This window comes from Leisingera sp. MMG026, from assembly GCF_021654205.1.
In the GTDB taxonomy this organism is placed as follows: domain Bacteria; phylum Pseudomonadota; class Alphaproteobacteria; order Rhodobacterales; family Rhodobacteraceae; genus Leisingera.
The window spans coordinates 54,166-74,177 of the sequence record NZ_JAKFZM010000027.1 but is presented as its reverse complement, the minus strand read 5'-3'; the positions used below and the strand labels follow the sequence as shown (position 1 = coordinate 74,177).

Below are 20,012 nucleotides of genomic sequence, written 5' to 3'. Positions count from 1 at the left end.
GTCCGATGGAGCCATTATCGCCTATTCCGTGCGGCCTACGTACGGCGTGAGCGACGCGTTCTTCAAGGAGATGTGCCGAATCTCGGATCCAGCGCGGAAAGCAGGCTTCGTTGCCGATGCCCGCCTGCGGACGGACGAGCACCTGGACCCCGTCGTGCTGTTCAATACCGGACCGCTTCATTCCGTTCGCAAGGAGGATCCGGAGGCCGATGAAGCGGCGCGAAAAGCTGTTCAGGACATGCAGGGTATCGAGACGCTGGAGGCTCTCAAGGACCGCACCGGCTGCGGCGCCCTGGGCTTCCGGGCGCTGATCCGGCTGATCCGGTCCCGCCATCTCCAGCTCGTCAGCCACGAGCGCATTTCCCCGAAATCCCAGGTCTTCAAAAGGGAGCAGGTCTGATGAAGCTGTCCTACGACTATAACAATGCAGCCGCGCAGGCGGCGTTCAAGCCGGTTGTGAACGTGCTGGACCCATCGGCAAACTCTACCACCTCAATCTCGACGATCGGCGAGCCCTGGAAGTTTTGCGCAACGGTGTGGAGCTGATCCGGATCCGGACAGAGCATCAGCCGGATAAAATCGCCTCCGGAATACGATCAAGCGTGATAACCAATGGGTTTTAACCCTAATGGCGTCCGAACCGGTCATTTCATTGTTTGCCAGTGCCAGATGTCACTTTTGGATAGGATTTTGTCCCATATGGACGTGGAACCGTTGTCAAACAACACGTAGTTGGCGTGAAGGAACCCAAATTCGGAGCAGCAAAATGACCTATCAGGCGCCGGTTCGCGATATCATGTTCAATATCGAGCATTTGTCTGACTGGCCCGAGGTTGCATCTCTGGCGGCTTATTCCGGGATCGAAACCGGGGATATCCAGGCTGCGCTGGAAGGGTTCGGGCGCTTTTGCTCGGACGTAATTGCTCCGCTTTCGGGCACCGGGGACGACACCGGTGCGCGGTTCGACGGTGAAAATGTCGTGATGCCCGAGCCATACCCGCAGGCATATGCGCAATACGCCGGAATGGGCTGGCAAAGCCTGCCGCACCCGGAGGAGTTTGGCGGGATGGGGCTGCCGCGGGCCGCAGGGGCCGCCGCGACGGAGATATTGAACGCAGCGGATATGAGTTTCGGGCTTTGCCCGCTTTTGACCGACGGGGCGGTTGAGGCGCTGTTGCTTACCGGCTCCGGCGCGCAGAAAAAGCGATACCTCGAGCCGATGATTTCCGGCCGGTGGTCCGGCACCATGAACCTGACAGAACCCCAGGCGGGCAGTGATCTGGGGCGCGTACGGTGCAAGGCGGAACCCGGTGCGGATGGTGCGTATTCGATCAGCGGAACAAAGATTTTCATCACCTATGGCGCGCACAGCCTGACCGAAAACATCGTTCATCTAGTTTTGGCGAGAACTCCTGATGCCCCGGCCGGCCCAAAGGGGCTGAGCCTGTTCATTGTGCCGAAATTCCTGGTCCAAGAAGACGGATCGCTTGGCCGGCGCAATACCGTCCAATGTGTCGGTATTGAGCATAAATTGGGCGTCAGGGCGAGCCCGACCGCGGTTCTGCAATTTGAAGGCGCCACCGGTTTCCTGGTGGGAGAGGAGAACCGGGGCCTTGAATATATGTTCGTGATGATGCGGGCCGCCCGGTTTTCTGTGGGCGTGCAGGGGGTTGCCGTGTCCGAACGGGCGTATCAGCACGCCTTGCGCTATGCGCAGGAGCGGGTGCAGAGCCGCCCGGTTGACGGCAGCTCCAAGGAGGCTGTGCCGATCCTTCAGCATCCGGATGTGCGACGGTTGCTGCTGCGGATGCGGGCCTTGACCGAAGGCGGGCGGGCTTTGGCGATGGCCACTGCAGGATGGCTGGACCTGGCGCAGCACGCCGAGGCCGAACAGGCTGGCGAGGCGTCGGAGATGGCCGAATTTCTGGTGCCGCTGGTCAAGGGGTACTGCACGGAACGGTCCGTGGAGGTCACCTCAATGGGTCTGCAGGTTCATGGCGGCATGGGGTTCATCGAAGAAACCGGGGTTGCGCAATTTTACCGGGATGCCAGGATTCTGCCGATCTACGAGGGCACGACGGCGATCCAGGCCAATGATCTGCTGGGCCGCAAAGTGCTGCGGGACGGCGGTAAGACCGCCCGCCGCTTTGGCGGCATGATCCTGTCGGTTGAGGCAGACTTGCGCAAGGGCAGCGCCAAGGCGCAGCTGGTTGCAGACCGGTTGGGGCAGGCGCGCGGCGCGTTTGAGGCCAGCCTTGCCTGGCTTCTGGAGACCGCGCCCAACGACCCCAATGCGGCTTACGCCGGCGGTGTTCCTTTTCTGATGCTGGCAGGCAATCTTGCCTCGGGCTGGCAGCTGGGCAGGTCGGTCCTGGCTGCTGAAGCCAAGCTGGAACAGGGCGAAGGCACAGCGTTCATGACGCAGAAAATTGCCACCGCAGTGTTTTATGCACAGCATATTCTTGTGGAATGCGGAACCGAAAGCGCCCGGATCATCGACGGCAGCAATAGCCTGTTCGATGCCGGTTTCGAAATCTGAACAATGAAAATTCCCGGCCTGGACAGGGGCCGGACAGTAACGAAAAGGTCAGAACAATGTCGCAAGCAGCCAGTTCGCAAACCTATGAAAAGCTCGCTATTGAGCAGCGGGACAATGGTGTCATTATTGTCTCGCTCAACCGGCCGTCCAAGCGAAATGCGCTGGATGCTGCCACGATTGAGGAACTCATTTGCTTTTTCAGCGGTGCGCATCGCAATGGCGTAAAGGCAGTGGTGCTGGCAGGCGCGGGCGACCATTTTTGCGCCGGTCTGGATCTGGTGGAACACTGGAAGGAAGACCGCAGCCCGGATGACTTCATGCATGTCTGCCTGCGCTGGCACGAGGCCTTCAACAAGATGGAATACGGCGGGGTGCCGATCATTGCCGCCCTTCAGGGGGCGGTTGTCGGCGGCGGGCTGGAACTGGCCAGCGCGGCCCATGTCCGGGTGATGGATCAGACCACTTATTTTGCGCTTCCTGAAGGCCAGCGCGGCATTTTTACCGGCGGCGGCGCCACCATCCGGGTGTCCGACATGATCGGCAAATACCGGATGATCGACATGATCCTGACGGGCCGGGTGTATCAGGGGCAGGAAGCGGTCGATCTGGGACTGGCGCAATACATCACCGAAGGGTCCAGCTTCGACAAGGCGGTCGAGCTTGCCGATAAGGTCGCGCAAAACCTGCCGCTGACCAACTATGCCATCTGTTCGGCGATCAGCCATTTGAACAACATGTCGGGCATGGATGCGGCCTATGCCGAGGCTGTCGTGGCCGGCGTTGTGAACACGCAGCCCGCAGCGCGCGAACGGCTGGAGGCCTTTGCCAACAAAACCGCCGCGCGGGTGCGGCCCAACAGCTAGGCCGCGTAAACCAGCCGTCAGGCCGTGGCTTTGCACATGGCCTGATGCTGTTGGATAGCGGCCGGTAACGGCGGGCAGGGGGGCTGTTCACACTTGGTGCGGGGGGCGCGTGCAAGATACACTTGGTGCTTCGATCGGCCCGCATCTTGACATAACCGGTTTTGTGGTTATTTTGGCATCATGACAATATCAAGCCACAACGCCCGCGCTCTTGCTGCCCTTGGCCACGATGCCCGTCTGGCCATCTTCCGCCTGCTGGTCAAAGCAGGCGAGGGTGGGCTGCGGGTTGGCGAAATTGCCGAACATCTGGGTTTGGCGCCCTCCACGCTGGCGCATCATCTGTCGGCATTGGTGGATGCCAGGCTGGTTGTGCAGGATAAGCGCGGGCGTGAGGTTTTCAACCGGGTAGATTACCCCGTCATGCTTGGCGTGGTGAATTTCCTGACATCCGAATGCTGTACAGGTGTGGCCCTGGCCTCCAAGAAGGAGAGCGCATGAAGTGATAAGCTTTCTTTTTCGGCTTTAAAAAACTATAAATCCGGTGATTTAGAAATGACAAACGCAACAAACGTTCCTCCAAGACCAGGTGTATCCCTCTGGCGGTTCTTCCTAGAGCAGCGGGTCTGGTTCGCCTCTGCCGCAATTCTGCTGCTGCTGGCCATTTTTGATCCGGCGCAATCCGTCGGCAGTGCTGTTTTTGCCGGGGCGGCGCTGGCGCATACGGCACCCTATCTGTTGTTTTCCATTGCCATCGCGGCCTGGGCAGGCGCCACCGGTGCAGACAATCTGGTGGCCAAGGCTTTTACCGGCAAACCGCTTCTGATGATTGCGCTCGGCGCACTGGCGGGCGGGTTGTCACCGTTCTGCTCTTGCGGGGTGATCCCGCTCATCGCCGCGCTGTTGTCGATGGGGGTGCCGTTGTCCGCCGTCATGGCGTTCTGGCTGGCGTCGCCGATCATGGATCCCTCGATGTTCTTTCTGACCGCCGGAGTTTTGGGTGTTGAATTCGCGATGGCCAAAACCGCAGCCGCAGTGGGGCTTGGCCTTTTTGGCGGCCTGGTTGTCCATTTGCTGAACCAGAGCGGCGCCTTGAAGGATGCGTTGCGTGACGGTGTCGGAAACGGCGGCTGCGGCGGAGCAAAACTGCGCGCGCCCAAGCCGGTGGTCTGGACATTCTGGACCGAGCCAGAGCGCCGGGCAAAATTTACCGCAACTGCATGGTCCACGACGTTGTTCCTGGCCAAATGGTTGCTGCTGGCCTTTATTCTGGAAAGCCTGATGCTGGCCTGGATCCCGGCGGAAACAGTGACCTCCGCCCTGGGCGGCGAAGGGCTGCTGCCGATCATTACAGCAACGCTGGTTGGTGTCCCTGCCTATCTGAACGGTTATGCGGCGCTGCCGCTGGTCGGCGGGCTGATTGAACAGGGCATGGCGCCGGGGGCAGGCCTTGCCTTTCTGGTGGCCGGCGGCGTGACCTCGATCCCCGCAGCGATGGCGGTATGGGCGCTGGCACGTCCGCAGGTTTTTGCGCTGTACCTTGGCCTATCGCTCAGCGGAGCCTTTTCCGCGGGGCTGCTGTTCCAGCTCTGGCACGCGGTCTGACCTTGCCAGCCGGGATGTGCCAGTGCCCTGAGGCATCCGGCCAGTCCCAAGTGCACACGAGAGAGGCCGTAAACCAGAGGTATTGCCTCTCCCGAACTTGCCGCATCAGGCCTTTACCTTGTTCATTCCGGGATCATACAGCGGGCTGAGCTGAACCTTGCAGGGCACCCTCCCAGCGGCGACTTCCAGCTCGTAGTCGCCGCTCAGCACATATTCTGCATCAACGCCATCTGAGTTGCGGATATAGCCGTAGCCAATGGATTGCCCCACAGTGTAGCCATAGCCGCCCGAGCTGAGCCAGCCGGCGCGCTGGCCATTGCGATAGATGGTTTCGCGGCCAAGGAGCACCACACCGGGATCGGTGGTGAAGCAGGCGAGCATCTTTTTCACACCCTTGGCTTTCTGCGCTTGGGCGGCGGCGCGGCCCTTGAAGGGCATGTCCTGCTTCAGCTTTACCGCCCAGCCAAGCCCGGCCTCGAACGGGGTGTGGTCCGGCCCGATGTCGGCCCCCCATGCGCGGTAGCCTTTTTCCAGGCGCAAGGATTCAATGGCGCGGTAGCCTGCGTTGATAAGCCCGTGCGGATGCCCGGCCCGCATCAGCGCGGTATAGACGGTCTGGGCGTATTCCACCGGCAGGTGCAGCTCCCAGCCCAATTCGCCCACGTAAGTGACGCGCAGCGCCTGAACCGGGCAGCCCGCAATGCCGATGGTTCGGATAGTGCCGAACTTGAAGCCCTCGTTCGAAACATCGTCGCGGGTGACGGCGGACAGGATATCGCGCGCCTTCGGCCCCATCAGCGACAGCACCGCATTGGAGGAGGTGATGTCGAACAGCTGGCAGTTCAGGCCATCGGGGATGTTACGGCGGATCCAGTCGAAATCATGGGTGGCATAGCCGGTGCCGGTGACAATGTAGAATTCGTCATGCGTCACGCGGCCCACGGTCAGATCGCATTCGATGCCGCCTTTGTCATTCAGCAACTGGGTGTAGATCAGCGATCCCACCGGCTTGTTCACGTCATTGGCGCAGATCCAGTTCATCGCGGCAAGCGCATCCGGGCCTTTCAACGCGAATTTGGCGAATGATGTCTGGTCGAACAGCACCGCGGCTTCGCGGGCGGCCTTGTGCTCGCGCCCCGCCGCCTCGAACCAGTTCTGACGGCCAAAGCTGTAGACATCCTGGGGCGTTTCACCCCTGGCGGTATCGGCAAACCAGTTGGGGCGTTCCCAGCCGAGTTTTTCGCCGAAGCAGGCACCCTGGCGTTTGAGCGTGTCATAAAGCGGTGACTTGCGGCAGGGGCGCCCGGAGTCGTGTTCCTCATGCGGCCAGGCCATGGTGTAATGCTTGCCATAGGCCTCGACAGTGCGGGTGCGGACCCAGTCGGTGTCGAAATGCGGGCGGCCAAAGCGGCGGATATCGGCGGACCACAGGTCAAACGGCGGGGCGCCGTTTTTCACCCATTCAGCCAGCGCCATGCCGGCGCCGCCGCCTGCGGCGATGCCAAATGCATTGAAACCCGCGCCGACAAAGAAGTTCTGCAGCTCCGGCGCCTCGCCGATGATGAAGTTGCCGTCCGGGGTAAAACTTTCGGGTCCGTTGGTCAGGGTCTTGATACCGGCATGCTCCAGCGCCGGGACCCGGCCAAGCGCCTGTTCCATCAGCTGTTCAAAATGGTCGAAATTGCTGTCCAGCAGCGTGTAGTGGAAGCCCTGGGGGATGCCCTCCTGGGCCCAGGGGATCGGGTTCGGCTCATAGCCGCCCATCACCAGCCCGCCGACTTCTTCCTTGTAATAGGTCAGCCGGTCGGGGTCGCGCAGGGTGGGCAGGTTGGATGGCACACCCTCGAACGGCTCTGTCACCATATACTGGTGCTCCATCGGCACCAGCGGCACGTTGACACCAAACCGTTTGGCAAAGTTGCGGGTCCACTGGCCGGCGCAGCAGATCACCTTTTCACACTCAATCCGGCCATGTTCGGTGATCACGGCACGGATCTTTCCGTCCTTGATCTCGATATCGGTGACCTTGGTGTCCTCAAATATCTTCGCCCCGGCCATCCGCGCGCCCTTGGCCAGCGCCTGGGTGATGTCGGACGGGTTGGCCTGGCCGTCGGTAGGCATAAAGGCGGCACCGATCACGTCGGAGATATCCATCAGCGGCCACAGATCCAGCGCCTCCTTGGGGGTCAGCAGCTCCATCTCCAGACCAAAGGAATGCGCGGTGGTGGCCTGGCGTTTGACTTCGGTCCAGCGTTCTTCGTTGCAGGCCAGACGCAACCCGCCGTTCATCTTCCAGCCGGTGCCCAGGCCGGTTTCCTGCTCGATCTTGTTATACAAATCGACCGAATAGCCCAGCAGCTGGGTGATATTGGCGTTTGATCGAAGCTGCCCGACCAGCCCGGCGGCGTGGAAGGTGGTGCCCGAGGTCAGCTTTTTCCGCTCCAGCAGAACGGTATCCGTCCAGCCCAGTTTGGCCAGGTGATAGGCTGTCGAGCAGCCGATGATGCCGCCGCCGATGATGACTGCCTTGGCAGTTGAGGGGAGTTCGGTCATGTCAGTCCTCAGGTGTTTTGAAAGTCGTCAAGTGCGGCGCGCAGGCGCGTGAGGTTCCCGGCGGTGTAAGCCGCATAGTCAAAGTCGATGTCGGAAGTGATTTCCGAGACCATGCTCCACATGGTTTCGCGCAGCAGCGAGGCGCATTTCATCGCGCCATAGCGGTGCAGCAGCTCATCCTTCACCGGTGCTTCGAAATAGGTTTCGAGCAGCCATTGCTCCTGCTGCTGCGTCAATCCGTTGTTGGAGGCCAGCCCGCCCAGATCGAACAGCGGCGAGTTGAAGCCGGCATAGTCGTAGTCGATCAGCCAGAGCCGCTCTCCGTCATCCAGGAAATTGCCGCACAGCAGGTCGTTATGGCCAAAGACAATGTCAAAGGGGCCGGCGGCCTGTTCCAGACTGTTGCCGATGCCGGCCAGCTCATTGGTCAGCGGTGTATGCGGGCTGTTCTGCTCCTGCAAGGTCGCCGCATAGTCGCGGATCACATGGAAAACCCAGAACACCAATGCGGGGCCGCGCAGGTGCCGGGGCACATCGCGGTGGCAGGATTTCACCAGCTCCAGCACCCGCGGCAGCATCGCGGGGTCGCGCACGTCCGCTTCGGTCAGGGTGCGGCTTTCGATGAACTCCAGCACTGTCAGGCCGTCTTGGGTGTGAACAACCGCAGGCGACAGGCCGGCGGCATGGGCTGCACGGCTGGCCGCCAGTTCATTAAAGCGCATCACCTGGTGCAGGGGAATGTCATCACCCGCGCGCACCACGTATTTGCCAGCACTGTCCTGGACCAGGCAATTCACATTGGTGATACCGCCGTCAAGCGGTTTGATGTCTATCCCGCCCTGCCAGATCGGCAGGGCACGGATGCGGTTCAGCAGATCGGATTGGCTCATGCTCAGCTCTCCAGTCCAAAGCGGATGCGGGCGCCGCGGGCACCGGCATTGACCAGCCGGTCGGCGATGATGGCGATAAAGGCGATGGCAAGACCTGCCACCAGGCCGCGGCCGGTGTCGGCCTTGGTCAGCGCAATATACACCTCCTGGCCCAGGTCGCGGGTGCCCACCAGCGCGGTGATCACTAGCATCGACAGCGCCAGCATAATGGTCTGATTGATGCCCAGCAGGATCTCCGGCAGCGCCAAAGGCAGGCGCACCAGGCGCAGAAGCTGCCATTTGGTGCAGCCCGAGACCTGCCCTGCCTCGATCAGCTCGCCGCTGACGCTGCGCACGCCATGAGCCGCATAGCGGACTGCCGGTGCCAGCGCATACAGCACAATGGCAATCAGGGCGGTAAAGTCGCCGACCCGGAACAGCATCACCACCGGGATCAGGTAAACAAAGCTGGGCAGAGTCTGCAGCGTGTCGATCAGCAGGTTGATGGCGATTCCTGCGCGCCGGTTGAGCGCCGCCAGCACTCCCAGCGGCACACCGATCAGTGTTGCCAGGATAACCGAGGCACCGCAGAGATAGACTGTGACCATCGCCTTGGCCCACAGGCCGCTGACCACAATCAGCAGCGATAGCCCGCCGCACAGCAGTGCCAGCCCGACGCCGCCCGCACGCCAGCCGAGCAGCGTCAGCATGGCGATGGCCCAGGGCCAGGGAAGGCCCAGCAGGGTTTTCTTGATCGGCAGCATGAACCAGTGGAGGAAGAAAACCTTCACGGCCTCAAACGCGTCGAAGTAATTCACATTCAGGTATTTGACGGCATCGTTCCAGAAGTCGCCGGTGGTGATGGTCTGGCCGGCCGGATAGTCCAGCAGCAACGGCGAGAAGCGGCCAAGAACCCAGGTGACGGCCAGCAGGGACAGCACCAGCACCGTGCGTTTGTGCCGGGTGGCAAAGGATCCGGGCGGCGTGTGGTGAACCTGGCCCATGCGCTCTGCCAGTGCCTGGCTCAGCCGGTCCACGGCGATGGCCAGCACCACGATGGCAATTCCTGCCTCGAACCCGGCGCCGATGTCGAGCCGGCGCAGCGCGGCCAGCACGTCAAAACCAAGCCCGCCCGCGCCGATCATCGAGGCGATGATCACCATGTTCAGCGACAGCATGATGACCTGATTGACGCCCACCATCAGGCTTTGGCTGGCCGAGGGCACCAGCACCCGCCACATCAGTTGGCGCTGGGTGGTGCCCGCCATGCGGCCGAAGTCGAGGATCTCCGGGTCCACCGCCTTCAGCGCCATGATGGTGATGCGGATCATCGGCGGGGTGGCATAGATGATGGTGGCAACCAGCGCCGAAACCGGGCCAAAGCCGAACATGAACAGGATCGGCACCAGATAGGCGAAGATCGGAATGGTCTGCATCAAGTCCAGCACAGGGGAGAGGATGCGTTCGCCCAGCGGATGACGGTAAGCCCAAATGCCCGCCAGCAGCCCGCCGGCCGCACCGATCGGAACCGCGATGACCACCGAGGCCAGCGTCACCATGGCACTGTCCCACTGCCCGAATACGGCAAGGTAGGCAAAACAGGCCCCGACCAGCGCCGCCAGCCCCCAGTTGCGGCAGTAATGCCCCAGCGCGACCGCTGCGGCGGTGACGGCAATCCAGCTGATGGCAGGCAGCAGGATCTGCTGATCCGGGCCGGAACCCAATAGAAAGCCATGCGCAAGCAGGCTCAGCATCAGCTCATAGGGTTGTTCGATCAGCCAGGCGAGGGCGCGGGTGGCATCGGTGAAGGACACCGGGCCGATGGCCGCGTCTTCGACCAGCCAGGTCATGCCTGCGGAGATATGGGTTTTGAACGGGATCACCCATCCTGAGGGCCATTTGACCAGCCAGCGCGCATCCAGCGCCTTGGCCAGGTCGCGGCCGAACCAGCCCAGCAGGATCGTGGCCAGGACCAGCCCCCAGGCGGCGGCGGCTTGTGCCGGCAGGCGCGGCTTCATGCTGCGTCCCCTGTTCCAAACAGCACCCGGGCAACGGCCTGGCGGCCGATACTGCCGACGATCCGGCCGCTGCTGTCACTTACGGGGCGCGGCGCGTCCGCTGCGATAATCTGCTCGGCCACCTCCGACACCCGCGCAGATTGCAGTACCGGGGTGCCTTCGCCGCCGGTGCCGGGGGTCATGATGCCGCCCACTGTCAGCACCTTGGAGCGCGGGATATGGCGGGTGAATTCAGCGACATAATCTGTGGCCGGGTTCAGCACCAGTTCCTCGGGCGTGGCAATCTGGATGATTTCGCCGTCCTTCATGATGGCGATCCGGTCGGCCAGACGCACCGCTTCCTCAAAGTCGTGGGTGATAAAGACGATGGTCTTGTGCAAGCGGGCTTGAAGGCGCAGGAATTCGTCCTGCATCTCGCGGCGGATCAGCGGATCCAGCGCTGAGAACGGTTCGTCGAGGAACCACAGATCAGGCTCTGTCACCAGCGAGCGGGCAATGCCGACGCGCTGCTGCTGGCCGCCGGACAGCTCGCGCGGGTAGTAATCCTCGCGGCCCTTGAGACCGACCAGCTCCACCACCTCGCGGGCCTTGGCCTCCGCTTCGGCTTTGGGGACGGCCTGAACCGTCAGCGGGAACATCGCATTCTGCAATACGGTCAGATGCGGCAGCAGGGCAAAGTGCTGGAACACCATGCCCATCTTATGGCGGCGGATTTCGATCAATTCGCGCGCGCTGGCGGTCAGCAGATCCACGCCGTCAAACAGCACCTGGCCGCCGGTCGGCTCGATCAGCCGCGACAGGCAGCGCACCAGAGTGGATTTGCCGGACCCGGACAGCCCCATGATGATAAATATCTCGCCTTCGGCAATGTCGATGCGGGCATCGCGCACAGCGCCGATAATACCCGCCTTGCGGATCTCAGCGCCGCTGGGGGACGGGTTGCCGTTCAAAAACGCCTCGGCATTGGCGCCGTAAAGCTTCCAGATATTTCGGCAGGAAAGTTTGGTCTTGGGGGGCATCAATGCGGTTCCTGAACCGGTCCGCGGAATGCGGCCGGGCTGATTGACGGGGCAGGGGAAAAGGCCGGGGCCGCCTGAAAGCGTGCAGCAGCCCCGGGGAGTGAGATCAGTTGCCGACCCAGCCGGACCAGCGGTCCTTGTTTGCGGCCATCCAATCCGACACCACTGTATCGATATCAACGCCGTCCAGGTCTGCCTTGCCGACCATGGCGCTCATCTCTTCGTTGGTAATCTGGTAGGACTGCACGATCTCATAGGCGCCCGGCCATTTTTCCGGCAGCCCGGCCCAGGCGGCTTTCCAGATCGGGCCGCGCGGCTTGCCGCAGTCATAGGCCAGATCCGGGTTCACCCCCGCCGCAGGATCGGCGTAGCATTCCGCGGAATAGGGCGGGAATTCCACGAATTCACCGTCGTATTTGGCCGGAGCCCAATGCGGCACATATACCCACAGGACAATCGGGTCCTGGCGCTGATAGGCGGATTCCAGTTCGGCAAACAGCGCAGCATCGGTGCCCGCGTGGACCACTTCAAATTCCAGCTCCAGCGCCTCGACGCGTTCTTCGTCAAAACCGCCCCAGGTGACCGGGCCGCCGACATAGCGCCCGTAGGGAGAGGTTTCCGCCGTTGCGAATTCCTCGGCGCAGTCCTTCAGCGCCTGCCAGTCGGGCAGGCCGGGGCAGCGGTCTTTCATATAGGCGGGGTACCACCATTCCTCGATCGCCATCAGCCCGGTTTCGCCGGCATTGACAACTTTGCCCGAGGCGGTTGCGTCGTCCAGCGCCTCGCGCCCGGTGGTTTCCCAGATTTCCATCGCCAGATGCAAATCGCCGGTCTTCAGCCCGGCAAACTGTGCGATATAGTCTGCCTGGACATATTCGACGTTATATCCTGCTTCCTGCAGGATGCTGCCCATGATCTTGGTGTTGATCAACTGGCCGGACCAGTCGTGCAGGGTCAGTTTGATGGGGTCGGAGGACTCGGCGGCCCAGGCGGATGAAGCGGAAACGGCGGCTGTCAGCGCCACGGCTCCCAAAGCGTTGAAGTTTCTCAGCATAAGGACTTCCCTGATATGTGGCATTTTGTGCGATTCTTGGCGTCGCCTGCTATGATGGTGCGGCGGTTGTGTCTGTCAGTCAATAAAAAACCACAATAAGCCACATTAACCTCAAAAATTAGGCGTTTTGAGGCTGTCAGCGCCGCATCAACGGCTCATGTGTTGTTTTTTGTGGCTTTCTGACGTAGCAACGCAACAGGAGGCCCAATGACCAAAAGCCGCAAGACCACCAACCAGCGTGAAGAGGAAATCCTGCGGGCGCTGCAGCAGGCGGGGGGGTCCTGCCGGGTCAGCTATCTGGCCGGCAGGCTGGGCGTGTCGAATGAAACCATCCGGCGAAACATCCGCACGCTGGAGGATGCCCAAGCGGTCCGCAAGGTGCACGGCGGGGTGCATCTGATTGAAGATGTGAACGAGCTGCCGCTGCAAAACCGGATGGATACCCACGCCTCAGAAAAGCAGCGTCTGGCCATCGAGGTGGCCAAGACCATCAGCGACGGGGATTCGGTCTTTTTGGACGTCGGTTCCACCACCGCTTATGTGGCGCAGGAGCTGCGGCAGCGGTCAAACCTCTTTGTGGTGACCAATTCCGTGCTGGTGGCCCATGCGCTTGCCTCGCGCAATAACAACCGGGTGTTTCTGGCGGGCGGCGAGCTGCGCCCGCATGACGGCGGTGCCTTCGGGGCCGAGGCGCTGGATCTGGTGCGGCGGCTGAACGTGCAGTTTGCCATTTTTTCGGCCGGGGCGATCAATGCCGAACAGGGCTTCATGCTGCATGATCTCGAAGAGGCAAATCTGGCCCGTGTCGCGGCGGCCAATGCGCAGGTCCGGATTGTTGTGGCCGATCATGACAAGTTCAACAAGCGCGCGCCGGTGTCGGTCGGCAAGGATACCAAATTCGAAGTCTTCTATACGGACGCGCAGCCGCCGCAGGCCGTCAAGGACATGCTCAAGGCGATGGATACCGATCTGATCGTGGTCGAGTAACGGAGCTGCGATATGGTTCAGGACAGTTTGCAGCCACGCTTTTGCGGCTGCGGCCGATGGGTGTCCCATCCCTGGAGCAGCTTGTGCTGGAATTTTCCATCTGGCCGTGGCTTGGGAAACCGTCGTCCATAGGCTGCCTGCTGTGCCCGGTTCGCAGAATTTCTGCTGCAAAGTAACTTTTTCTTGCCGCAGCGAAAGGGATGGGCTACCCGCGCTTTACCGGTCCCGAAAGGGCTAAGAGGGAATCCGCGGTGCCTGCCGGCGCCAAACGGAACTGCCCCCGCAACTGTAGGCGGCGAGAGCTGTGCCATGACGTCACTGGGCCAAAACGGTCCGGGAAGACGGCACAGTCATTGACCCGCCAGTCAGGAGACCTGCCGGTGAAAACCGAAAGACACCGGGCGGGGTTGTCCGGGGAGGTTGCCGGTAAGATGCGCCGCCGTTTTCCGGTGCCGCAAGCGGGGGGCAGACCCTCAGCCTTACCGGTCAATGCCCTTTCACCCGTTCTCCGGTCATTGACACATGGAGATCGAATATCATGTTTTTGCGTTCCGGCCTGATCGGCCTTTCCTTCATCGCTGCCGCACAGGCTGCGGCGGCCAGCGAAACCTTTCCGCTGACCATTGAAAACTGCGGCCAGTCGGTCACATTCAAGGCGCCGGCAGCGTCTTCGGTGACGGTTGGCCAGGCGGCGACCGAAGTGCTTTACGCGCTGGGGCTGGGCGATAAGGTGCTGGGCACCTCGGTCTGGTTCAATGACGTGCTGCCCGAATACGCAGACCTGAATGCCAAGGTGGAACGCCTGGCCGACAACGATCCGAGCTTTGAAAGCGTCGTGGCCAAACGCCCCGGCCTGGTGGCGGCGCAGTACGAATGGCACGTCGGCCCCGAAGGTGTTGTTGCCAAGCGCGAGCAGTTTCATGATCTGGGCATCCCGACCTATGTGATGCCCGCCGATTGCGTCGGCAAGGACAACACGACCGGCGGCGACGGCACCCGCACGCAGATGTTCACCACCGGCAGCTTGTACCAGGGGATCGAGGAACTGGCGGCGATCTTTGGCGAAGCCGATAAGGGCGCCGAGCTGGTCGCCGAATATAAGGCCCGCGAGGCGGCAGCTGTTGCCAAGGCGCAGAAGGTCGCACTGGAAGATGCTTCCGCTGTGTTCTGGTTCTCTTCGCCGGAAATGGAAAGCGATCCGTTTGTGGCAGGCGAGAAGGGCGCGCCGGGCTACATGATGCAGCAGCTGGGGCTGCGCAATGTTATTGAGACCGACGAGGAATGGCCGACGGTCGGCTGGGAGACCATCGCCAAGGCCAATCCGACGGTGATTGTGATTGCCCGTATGGACCGCCGCCGCTTTGCCGCGGATGACTTCGAGAAAAAGCTGGACTTCCTGCGCAATGATCCGGTGGCGAGCCAGATGGATGCAGTCAAAAACAACCGCATCGTTGTGATGGACGCCCAGGCGATGGATGCCACCATCCGTGCCATTCCGGCGCTGGAGGATCTGGCTGCTGAACTCAGCGTGATCGGCACCAGCCAGTGAGTGCAGCCGCTGCAATCACATGGCAGGGCGTCAAGGGCGCGTGCCTGGCCTTGCCGGTGCTGGTTGCAGCGGTTCTGGCAGGCGCAATGATCGGGGAAACCGCGCTTGCGCCTGACCTTGTCCTGTCTGTTCTGGCCAATAAACTGGCCGGGGCAGGGCTGCCGGTTGATCCGATAGATCAAGGCATTGTCTGGAGTTACCGGCTGCCGCGGGCGCTGGTGGCGGGGGCCTGCGGGGCGGCGCTGGCGGTGGCGGGCGTGGTGCTGCAGGCCCTGCTGCGCAATGCGCTGGCGGATCCCTATATCCTGGGCATTTCCGCCGGCGCCTCGACCGGGGCGGTTGCGGTGACCATTGCAGGGCTTGGCGGCGGTGCGCTGTCGTTGTCCTTTGGCGCTTTTAACGGCGCGCTGCTGGCCTTTGGCTTTGTTGCTGTTCTGGCCCGGGCCGCCGGAGCAGGCGGCAGCCGCGCTGCGGCAGCGCAGATCGTGCTGGCGGGCATCGCAGGCTCGCAGCTGTTCAACGCGCTGACTGCTTTTATCATCGCAAAGTCCGCCAACGCCGATCAGGCCCGCGGCATCATGTTCTGGCTGATGGGCAATATGGGCGGGGTGCGCTGGCCGGATGTGTGGCTGGCAGTGCCGCTGGCGCTGGCGGGCTGGGTCGTCTGCCGGTTCCATGCGCGGGCGCTGGATGCCTTTACCTTTGGCACCGATTCAGCGGCCTCGCTGGGTATTCCGGTGCGGCGGGTGCAAGTTATCCTGATCTTTGCCACCGCGCTGACCACAGCGGTGATGGTGTCCATCGTTGGCTCCATCGGCTTTGTCGGCCTGGTCATTCCCCATGCGGCACGCTTCCTGGTTGGCCCCGGCCACCGCAGGCTGATGCCGACAGCGGCGCTGACCGGCGCGGTGTTCCTGATTGGCGCCGACATAGTGTCGCGCATCATCATTCCGGGCCAGGTGCTGCCCATTGGCGTTGTCACCGCCCTGATCGGGGCGCCGTCCTTTGCGGTGATCCTGGTACGCGGGAATAGGGCTGCGCGATGAAGATCGAAGCCCGCAGCCTGTCTTACTCCATCCGCGGCAAGCTGCTGCTGTCTGATGTCTCATTGACGGTTCAGCCGGGAGAGACCCTGGCGCTGGTCGGTCCGAACGGGTCCGGGAAGTCCACGCTGATGCGGCTTCTGGCGGGATTGGCACGCCCGTCGCATGGCGAGGTTCTGCTGGCGGAAAAACCCTTGGCGCAGCTGACGCGCAGAGAGGTCGCCCAGCGGACCGCGATTGTTGAGCAGCAGTCTGATACCGCCGAGCGCATTACCGCACGGTCGGTGGTGGAACTGGGGCGGACGCCCTGGCTGTCAGCGTTGAGACCCTGGAGCAGCGAAGACAGCCTGCATGTGGAAAACGCGCTGAAGACGGTGGAAATGGAGGGGTTTTCCAGCCGCGAATGGGCCACATTGTCCGGCGGCGAACGGCAGCGGCTGCACATCGCCCGCGCACTTGCGCAGCGGCCCGGACTGCTGCTGCTGGACGAGCCGACAAACCACTTGGATATTCATCACCAGCTGTCGATCCTGAATTGCATCCGGAACTTGAAGGTGACCACCGTCGTGGCACTGCACGATCTGAATCAGGCGCTGATGTGCGACCGGGTGGCGGTGCTGTCGGGCGGACGCCTGGTGGCGCTGGGCACACCGCAGAAAGCACTGAACCCGGATACGGTATCGGAAATTTTCGGGATCAAGGCCCGCTGGATCCGTGACGCAGACGGGGCAGAACCGTTCCTGTCCTTTCATCTGGCGTGAGCGGCTGCGATGCTGCACTCCCGCCCGTTGCCGGATCTCCTGACGGAGACCCCGCACCCGTTGGGCCCGGCGCCGCGCTGCCGCGCGGCGAACCGGTCAGCACTGCTGACCGGATGTTTCGCGCGCGAAACATTGAGGCAGAAAAGCTGACCTTCTTACAATTTTGCGGGCGAGGGTTCCTGGGGAGTTCAGCTGTTGGTGATCTCCCCAAGGATTTTGTTGCGCTGGATCTTCCCTGACGGCCCTTTGGGCAGGTCCGGCAGGATGTGGATTTCGTCTGGCGATTTGAACCGGCCCAGTACGGACTGGCAGATTTCGATCAGCTCCAGCGGTGTCAGGGAGGAGCCGTCGCGGATTTTAACCGCGGCCTCGACCGTTTCACCGTAGCTTTTGCAGGGGCGGGCAAAAGCGGCGGCCTCGATCACGTCGGGGTGTGAATAAAGCGCCTCGTCAATCTCGCGCGGGGCGATGTTTTCGCCGCCTTTGATGATCAGCTCTTTCAGGCGGCCGGTGACAAAGACATAGCCGTCTCCGTCGATGCGGCCCAGATCACCGGTCCGCAGCCAGCCGTCCGGGGTGAAGGTGTCCGCCGTGGCCTCCGGGTTGTTCAGGTATTCCAGCATCACGTTGGGGCCGCGTACGGCCAGTTCACCCTCGGTGCCATCGGTTACCGGCTGCTGGTTTGCATCCAGGATGGCGATGCCGTTGCCATAGCCGACACCGGGGGAGCCGATCTTGCGGGTGCCCGGAGGCAGCGGATTGGACAGGATCTGCGCGGCGGTTTCCGTCAGGCCCATGGTTTCGATGATGGGAATGCCGAACCGGTCTTCAAACGCACGCTGCACGTCCGGAGCCAGCGCCGAGGACGCGGAACGGCCAAAGCGCAGGCGTGCCCTGGTGCTGTCAACGGGATCAAGCTCTGAGTGCAGCAGATGCGATATGATGGTCGGCACCACCGAAAACCACGTGGCCTTGGACCAGCCCGCATGCGCCCAGAAGCGGCTGGCGGAGAAACGCTCGCACATGGCCAGCGAGCCGCCGGAAATCAGCGTGCCCATCACCGTCACGCACAACCCGTTGATGTGGTAGACCGGCAGCACGCACAGACCGCGGTCCTGCGGTGTCAGCTCATGCGCGATGGCTGTGGTCCAGCCGCCGGCCAGCAGGCTGGCGTGGCTGTGCACCACCCCCTTGGGCTGCCCGGTGGTGCCGGAGGTATACATCAGCAAAGCGTGATCACCGGCAGAGAGCGGGTGCAGCTCTGCCGGTGAACCGCCAGCTACTGCCTGCCTGTCCAATGGGGAGAGGATGGACAGGTCGGCAGCCTGCGCGAACAGCCCGGTCTGGCTGTCATGCACAAAGGCAAAACGGGCGCCGCTGTGCTGCAGCGCGTAGGCGACGGCACTGTTGCCCGCGACCAGATTGATCATAGTGGCGCGGAAGCCGCCGTAGAGCACACCGAACAGGCATTCGAGCGCCTCGCGCCCGTTTGGATGCAGGATCGCGATGCTCTCGCCCTTGGCGATGCCCATCGCGGTCAGCGAACGGGCGATGGCCTCAGCCGTGTTGTGCAGTTCTTGCCAGCTGAGATCCGGCGCGCCATCGGGGAAGACAAAACCGGTGCCGCCGTCCTCGGCGCGTTTGTTCAGCCAGTCGCGAATGGTTCCTTTGGGCGGTTCCATCATTGTCCCGCCTCCGCCCAATAGCTGGCAAAGATGTCGTCCAATGCCGGTTCGCGAGGTGCGGTTTCGCGCACGATCTTGGTGGTTTGCACGAAATGCCGCCAATGGAGGTTGGTGTCGATCGAATTGCCGCCCCAGCTGCCGCATCCCATCGACAGCGAAAACGGCATCCCATTGGTGAAGGCGCCGCCGGTGGCAAACGTATGGGCCTGATTGACGATCACCCGGCAGGCCGGCATTTCGCGGCCCAGCTCAACGGCACGTTCGTCCTTGGCAGTGTGGATGCCGATGGAATGGCCGCCGCCCTGATGATCCAGAATACGGGCGGCGATGGCTTTGGCATCCGCGAAATCCTTGGCACGGAAGACCGCCAGGATGCGGCTCAGCTTTTCGCCGGACAGCGGGTGATCCGGGCCGATGCCCTTGGTTTCCACCGCCAGGAATTTGGTGCCTGCGGGGACTTTTCCGCCCATGTCCAGCGCAGCCAGCATTTTGTCCGCGTCCTGTGCAATGACGTCGCGGTTCAAGTGGCCGTCCGGCCAGAGCCTGGCAATGATGCCGTCTGCGTCAGCCTCGGGGATCAGCGCGCCGCCTTCCTTGGCCAATGCGGCGATAAACCGGTCGTAAACAGCGTCCACCACCACAACCGAGTTCTCTGAGGAGCAGGAGGTGGCGTTGTCGAACGTCTTGGAGGCTGTGATCTTTGCTGCGGCGCCGGACAGATCGGCGGTCTCGTCCACGATCACGGGTACATTGCCTGCCCCCACGGCGACAGCAGGGGTGCCGCAGGATTGGGCGCGGTGGACGTTGTTCTGGCTGCCGGTGCAGATCACCCGGTCGGCGGCCTCCATCAGCGCTTGGGTCTTGGCCTTGGAGCCGGGCGCGGGGATCATCTGCACCAGATCCGGGTCCAGCCCGAGCTTGGCGAATTCGGCGTGGATATAGGAGAGCAGCAATTCGCAGGAGGCCACACCCTTGGGCGAGGGGGCCACAACAATGGCATTGCCGCCTTTCAGCGCGTTGATGATGTTGTTGGCAGGCGTCGCCGCCGGGTTGGTTGAGGGGACAACGGCGCCGATCACGCCGATGGGGCGCATGATCTCGGTAATGCCGGTCACGGGATCGTCGCTGATGATGCCCTGGGTCTGAACGTCTGCAATGTCGCGCAACAGTCCCAGCGTCTTGCGGTGGTTCTTGATGATCTTGTCCGGCACGTTGCCCAGGCCGGTGGAGTCAACGGCAAGCTTGGCCAGGGTCCGGTTGCGGGCGGGTTCCATGATGGCCCAGCCTGCCGCCAAGGCTGCCTTGTCATACAGCGCCTGGCTGCCGCGGGCCTCGAATGCCTGCTGGGCGGTGCGCGCGCGCGCCACGATCTGTTCCACCTCGGCGATGCCAGAGGCGAGTGCGTCCTGAGCGGTCATGTCTTTCCTCGATTGATTGTCCGGGGCAGGGGCGCTGCCCCGGAGGGTTTCG

Annotated in this window: 16 protein-coding genes, 1 pseudogene and 1 riboswitch; of the genes and pseudogenes, 10 read left to right on the top strand and 7 right to left on the bottom strand. The window is 62.4% G+C overall.

The window, feature by feature from the left end:
- The 6 genes and pseudogenes from L1069_RS15530 to L1069_RS15505 form a co-directional block, all read left to right on the top strand.
- Positions 1 to 400, top strand: a pseudogene (locus L1069_RS15530) (hypothetical protein); the annotation flags it as partial.
- Positions 400 to 546, top strand: coding sequence for a hypothetical protein (locus tag L1069_RS15525; RefSeq protein ID WP_164982701.1), 147 nt, complete (start codon positions 400 to 402; stop codon positions 544 to 546). The pseudogene L1069_RS15530 and the gene L1069_RS15525, both read left to right, overlap by 1 nt.
- Before the next feature lie 220 nt (positions 547 to 766).
- Positions 767 to 2,539, top strand: coding sequence for an acyl-CoA dehydrogenase (locus L1069_RS15520; protein WP_237456266.1), 1,773 nt, complete (start codon positions 767 to 769; stop codon positions 2,537 to 2,539).
- A 56-nt stretch (positions 2,540 to 2,595) separates the two neighbouring features.
- On the top strand, positions 2,596 to 3,402 hold the full coding sequence (dmdD, locus tag L1069_RS15515) for a methylthioacryloyl-CoA hydratase (RefSeq protein WP_237456265.1): 807 nt from the start codon (positions 2,596 to 2,598) through the stop codon (positions 3,400 to 3,402).
- 180 nt (positions 3,403 to 3,582) lie between these two features.
- Entirely contained in the window at positions 3,583 to 3,900 is a 318-nt protein-coding gene (locus L1069_RS15510; protein WP_129370121.1) for a metalloregulator ArsR/SmtB family transcription factor, read from the top strand.
- Between the two features lie 54 nt (positions 3,901 to 3,954).
- Positions 3,955 to 5,004 carry a permease gene (locus L1069_RS15505; RefSeq protein WP_237456264.1) on the top strand — a complete coding sequence of 350 codons (1,050 nt, stop codon included), beginning with the start codon at positions 3,955 to 3,957 and terminating at the stop codon, positions 5,002 to 5,004.
- 105 nt (positions 5,005 to 5,109) lie between these two features.
- On the opposite strand, the gene L1069_RS15500 is transcribed toward L1069_RS15505, so the two are convergent.
- The 5 genes from L1069_RS15500 to L1069_RS15480 form a co-directional block, all read right to left on the bottom strand.
- Entirely contained in the window at positions 5,110 to 7,557 is a 2,448-nt protein-coding gene (locus L1069_RS15500) for an FAD-dependent oxidoreductase (protein ID WP_237456263.1), read from the bottom strand.
- Positions 7,558 to 7,565: 8 nt separating this feature from the next.
- Positions 7,566 to 8,447 (bottom strand): phosphotransferase, encoded by an 882-nt coding sequence (locus L1069_RS15495; protein WP_237456262.1) that lies wholly within the window; start codon positions 8,445 to 8,447, stop codon positions 7,566 to 7,568.
- Positions 8,448 to 8,449: 2 nt separating this feature from the next.
- Positions 8,450 to 10,444 carry an ABC transporter permease subunit gene (locus tag L1069_RS15490; protein WP_237456261.1) on the bottom strand — a complete coding sequence of 665 codons (1,995 nt, stop codon included), beginning with the start codon at positions 10,442 to 10,444 and terminating at the stop codon, positions 8,450 to 8,452.
- On the bottom strand, positions 10,441 to 11,463 hold the full coding sequence (locus L1069_RS15485) for a betaine/proline/choline family ABC transporter ATP-binding protein (RefSeq protein WP_237456260.1): 1,023 nt from the start codon (positions 11,461 to 11,463) through the stop codon (positions 10,441 to 10,443). Before L1069_RS15485 ends, L1069_RS15490 begins: the two co-directional genes overlap by 4 nt.
- A 106-nt stretch (positions 11,464 to 11,569) precedes the next feature.
- Complete coding sequence (locus tag L1069_RS15480; RefSeq protein WP_237456259.1) at positions 11,570 to 12,541, bottom strand: ABC transporter substrate-binding protein; 972 nt, start codon at positions 12,539 to 12,541, stop codon at positions 11,570 to 11,572.
- A 183-nt stretch (positions 12,542 to 12,724) separates the two neighbouring features.
- On the opposite strand from L1069_RS15480, the gene L1069_RS15475 reads away from it, so the two are divergent.
- From L1069_RS15475 to L1069_RS15460, 4 genes are all read left to right on the top strand, one after another.
- A complete protein-coding gene (locus tag L1069_RS15475; RefSeq protein ID WP_129370127.1) occupies positions 12,725 to 13,504 on the top strand; it encodes a DeoR/GlpR family DNA-binding transcription regulator in 780 nt (259 codons plus the stop codon).
- A gap of 203 nt (positions 13,505 to 13,707) precedes the next feature.
- Positions 13,708 to 13,901: riboswitch (cobalamin riboswitch) on the top strand.
- Between the two features lie 141 nt (positions 13,902 to 14,042).
- Complete coding sequence (locus L1069_RS15470; RefSeq protein ID WP_237456258.1) at positions 14,043 to 15,053, top strand: ABC transporter substrate-binding protein; 1,011 nt, start codon at positions 14,043 to 14,045, stop codon at positions 15,051 to 15,053.
- A complete protein-coding gene (locus tag L1069_RS15465; RefSeq protein WP_237456257.1) occupies positions 15,050 to 16,099 on the top strand; it encodes an iron chelate uptake ABC transporter family permease subunit in 1,050 nt (349 codons plus the stop codon). The genes L1069_RS15470 and L1069_RS15465 overlap by 4 nt, the downstream gene beginning before the upstream one ends.
- A complete protein-coding gene (locus L1069_RS15460; protein WP_237456256.1) occupies positions 16,096 to 16,857 on the top strand; it encodes an ABC transporter ATP-binding protein in 762 nt (253 codons plus the stop codon). The genes L1069_RS15465 and L1069_RS15460 overlap by 4 nt, the downstream gene beginning before the upstream one ends.
- A gap of 188 nt (positions 16,858 to 17,045) precedes the next feature.
- Here the strand turns inward: L1069_RS15460 and L1069_RS15455 are convergent, their stop codons facing one another.
- Complete coding sequence (locus L1069_RS15455) at positions 17,046 to 18,542, bottom strand: AMP-binding protein (RefSeq protein ID WP_237456255.1); 1,497 nt, start codon at positions 18,540 to 18,542, stop codon at positions 17,046 to 17,048.
- The gene (locus tag L1069_RS15450) at positions 18,539 to 19,960 is read right to left on the bottom strand and encodes an aldehyde dehydrogenase family protein (protein WP_237456254.1); all 1,422 of its coding nucleotides are present in this window, start codon (positions 19,958 to 19,960) and stop codon (positions 18,539 to 18,541) included. Before L1069_RS15450 ends, L1069_RS15455 begins: the two co-directional genes overlap by 4 nt.
- Between the last annotated feature and the right edge of the window lie 52 nt (positions 19,961 to 20,012).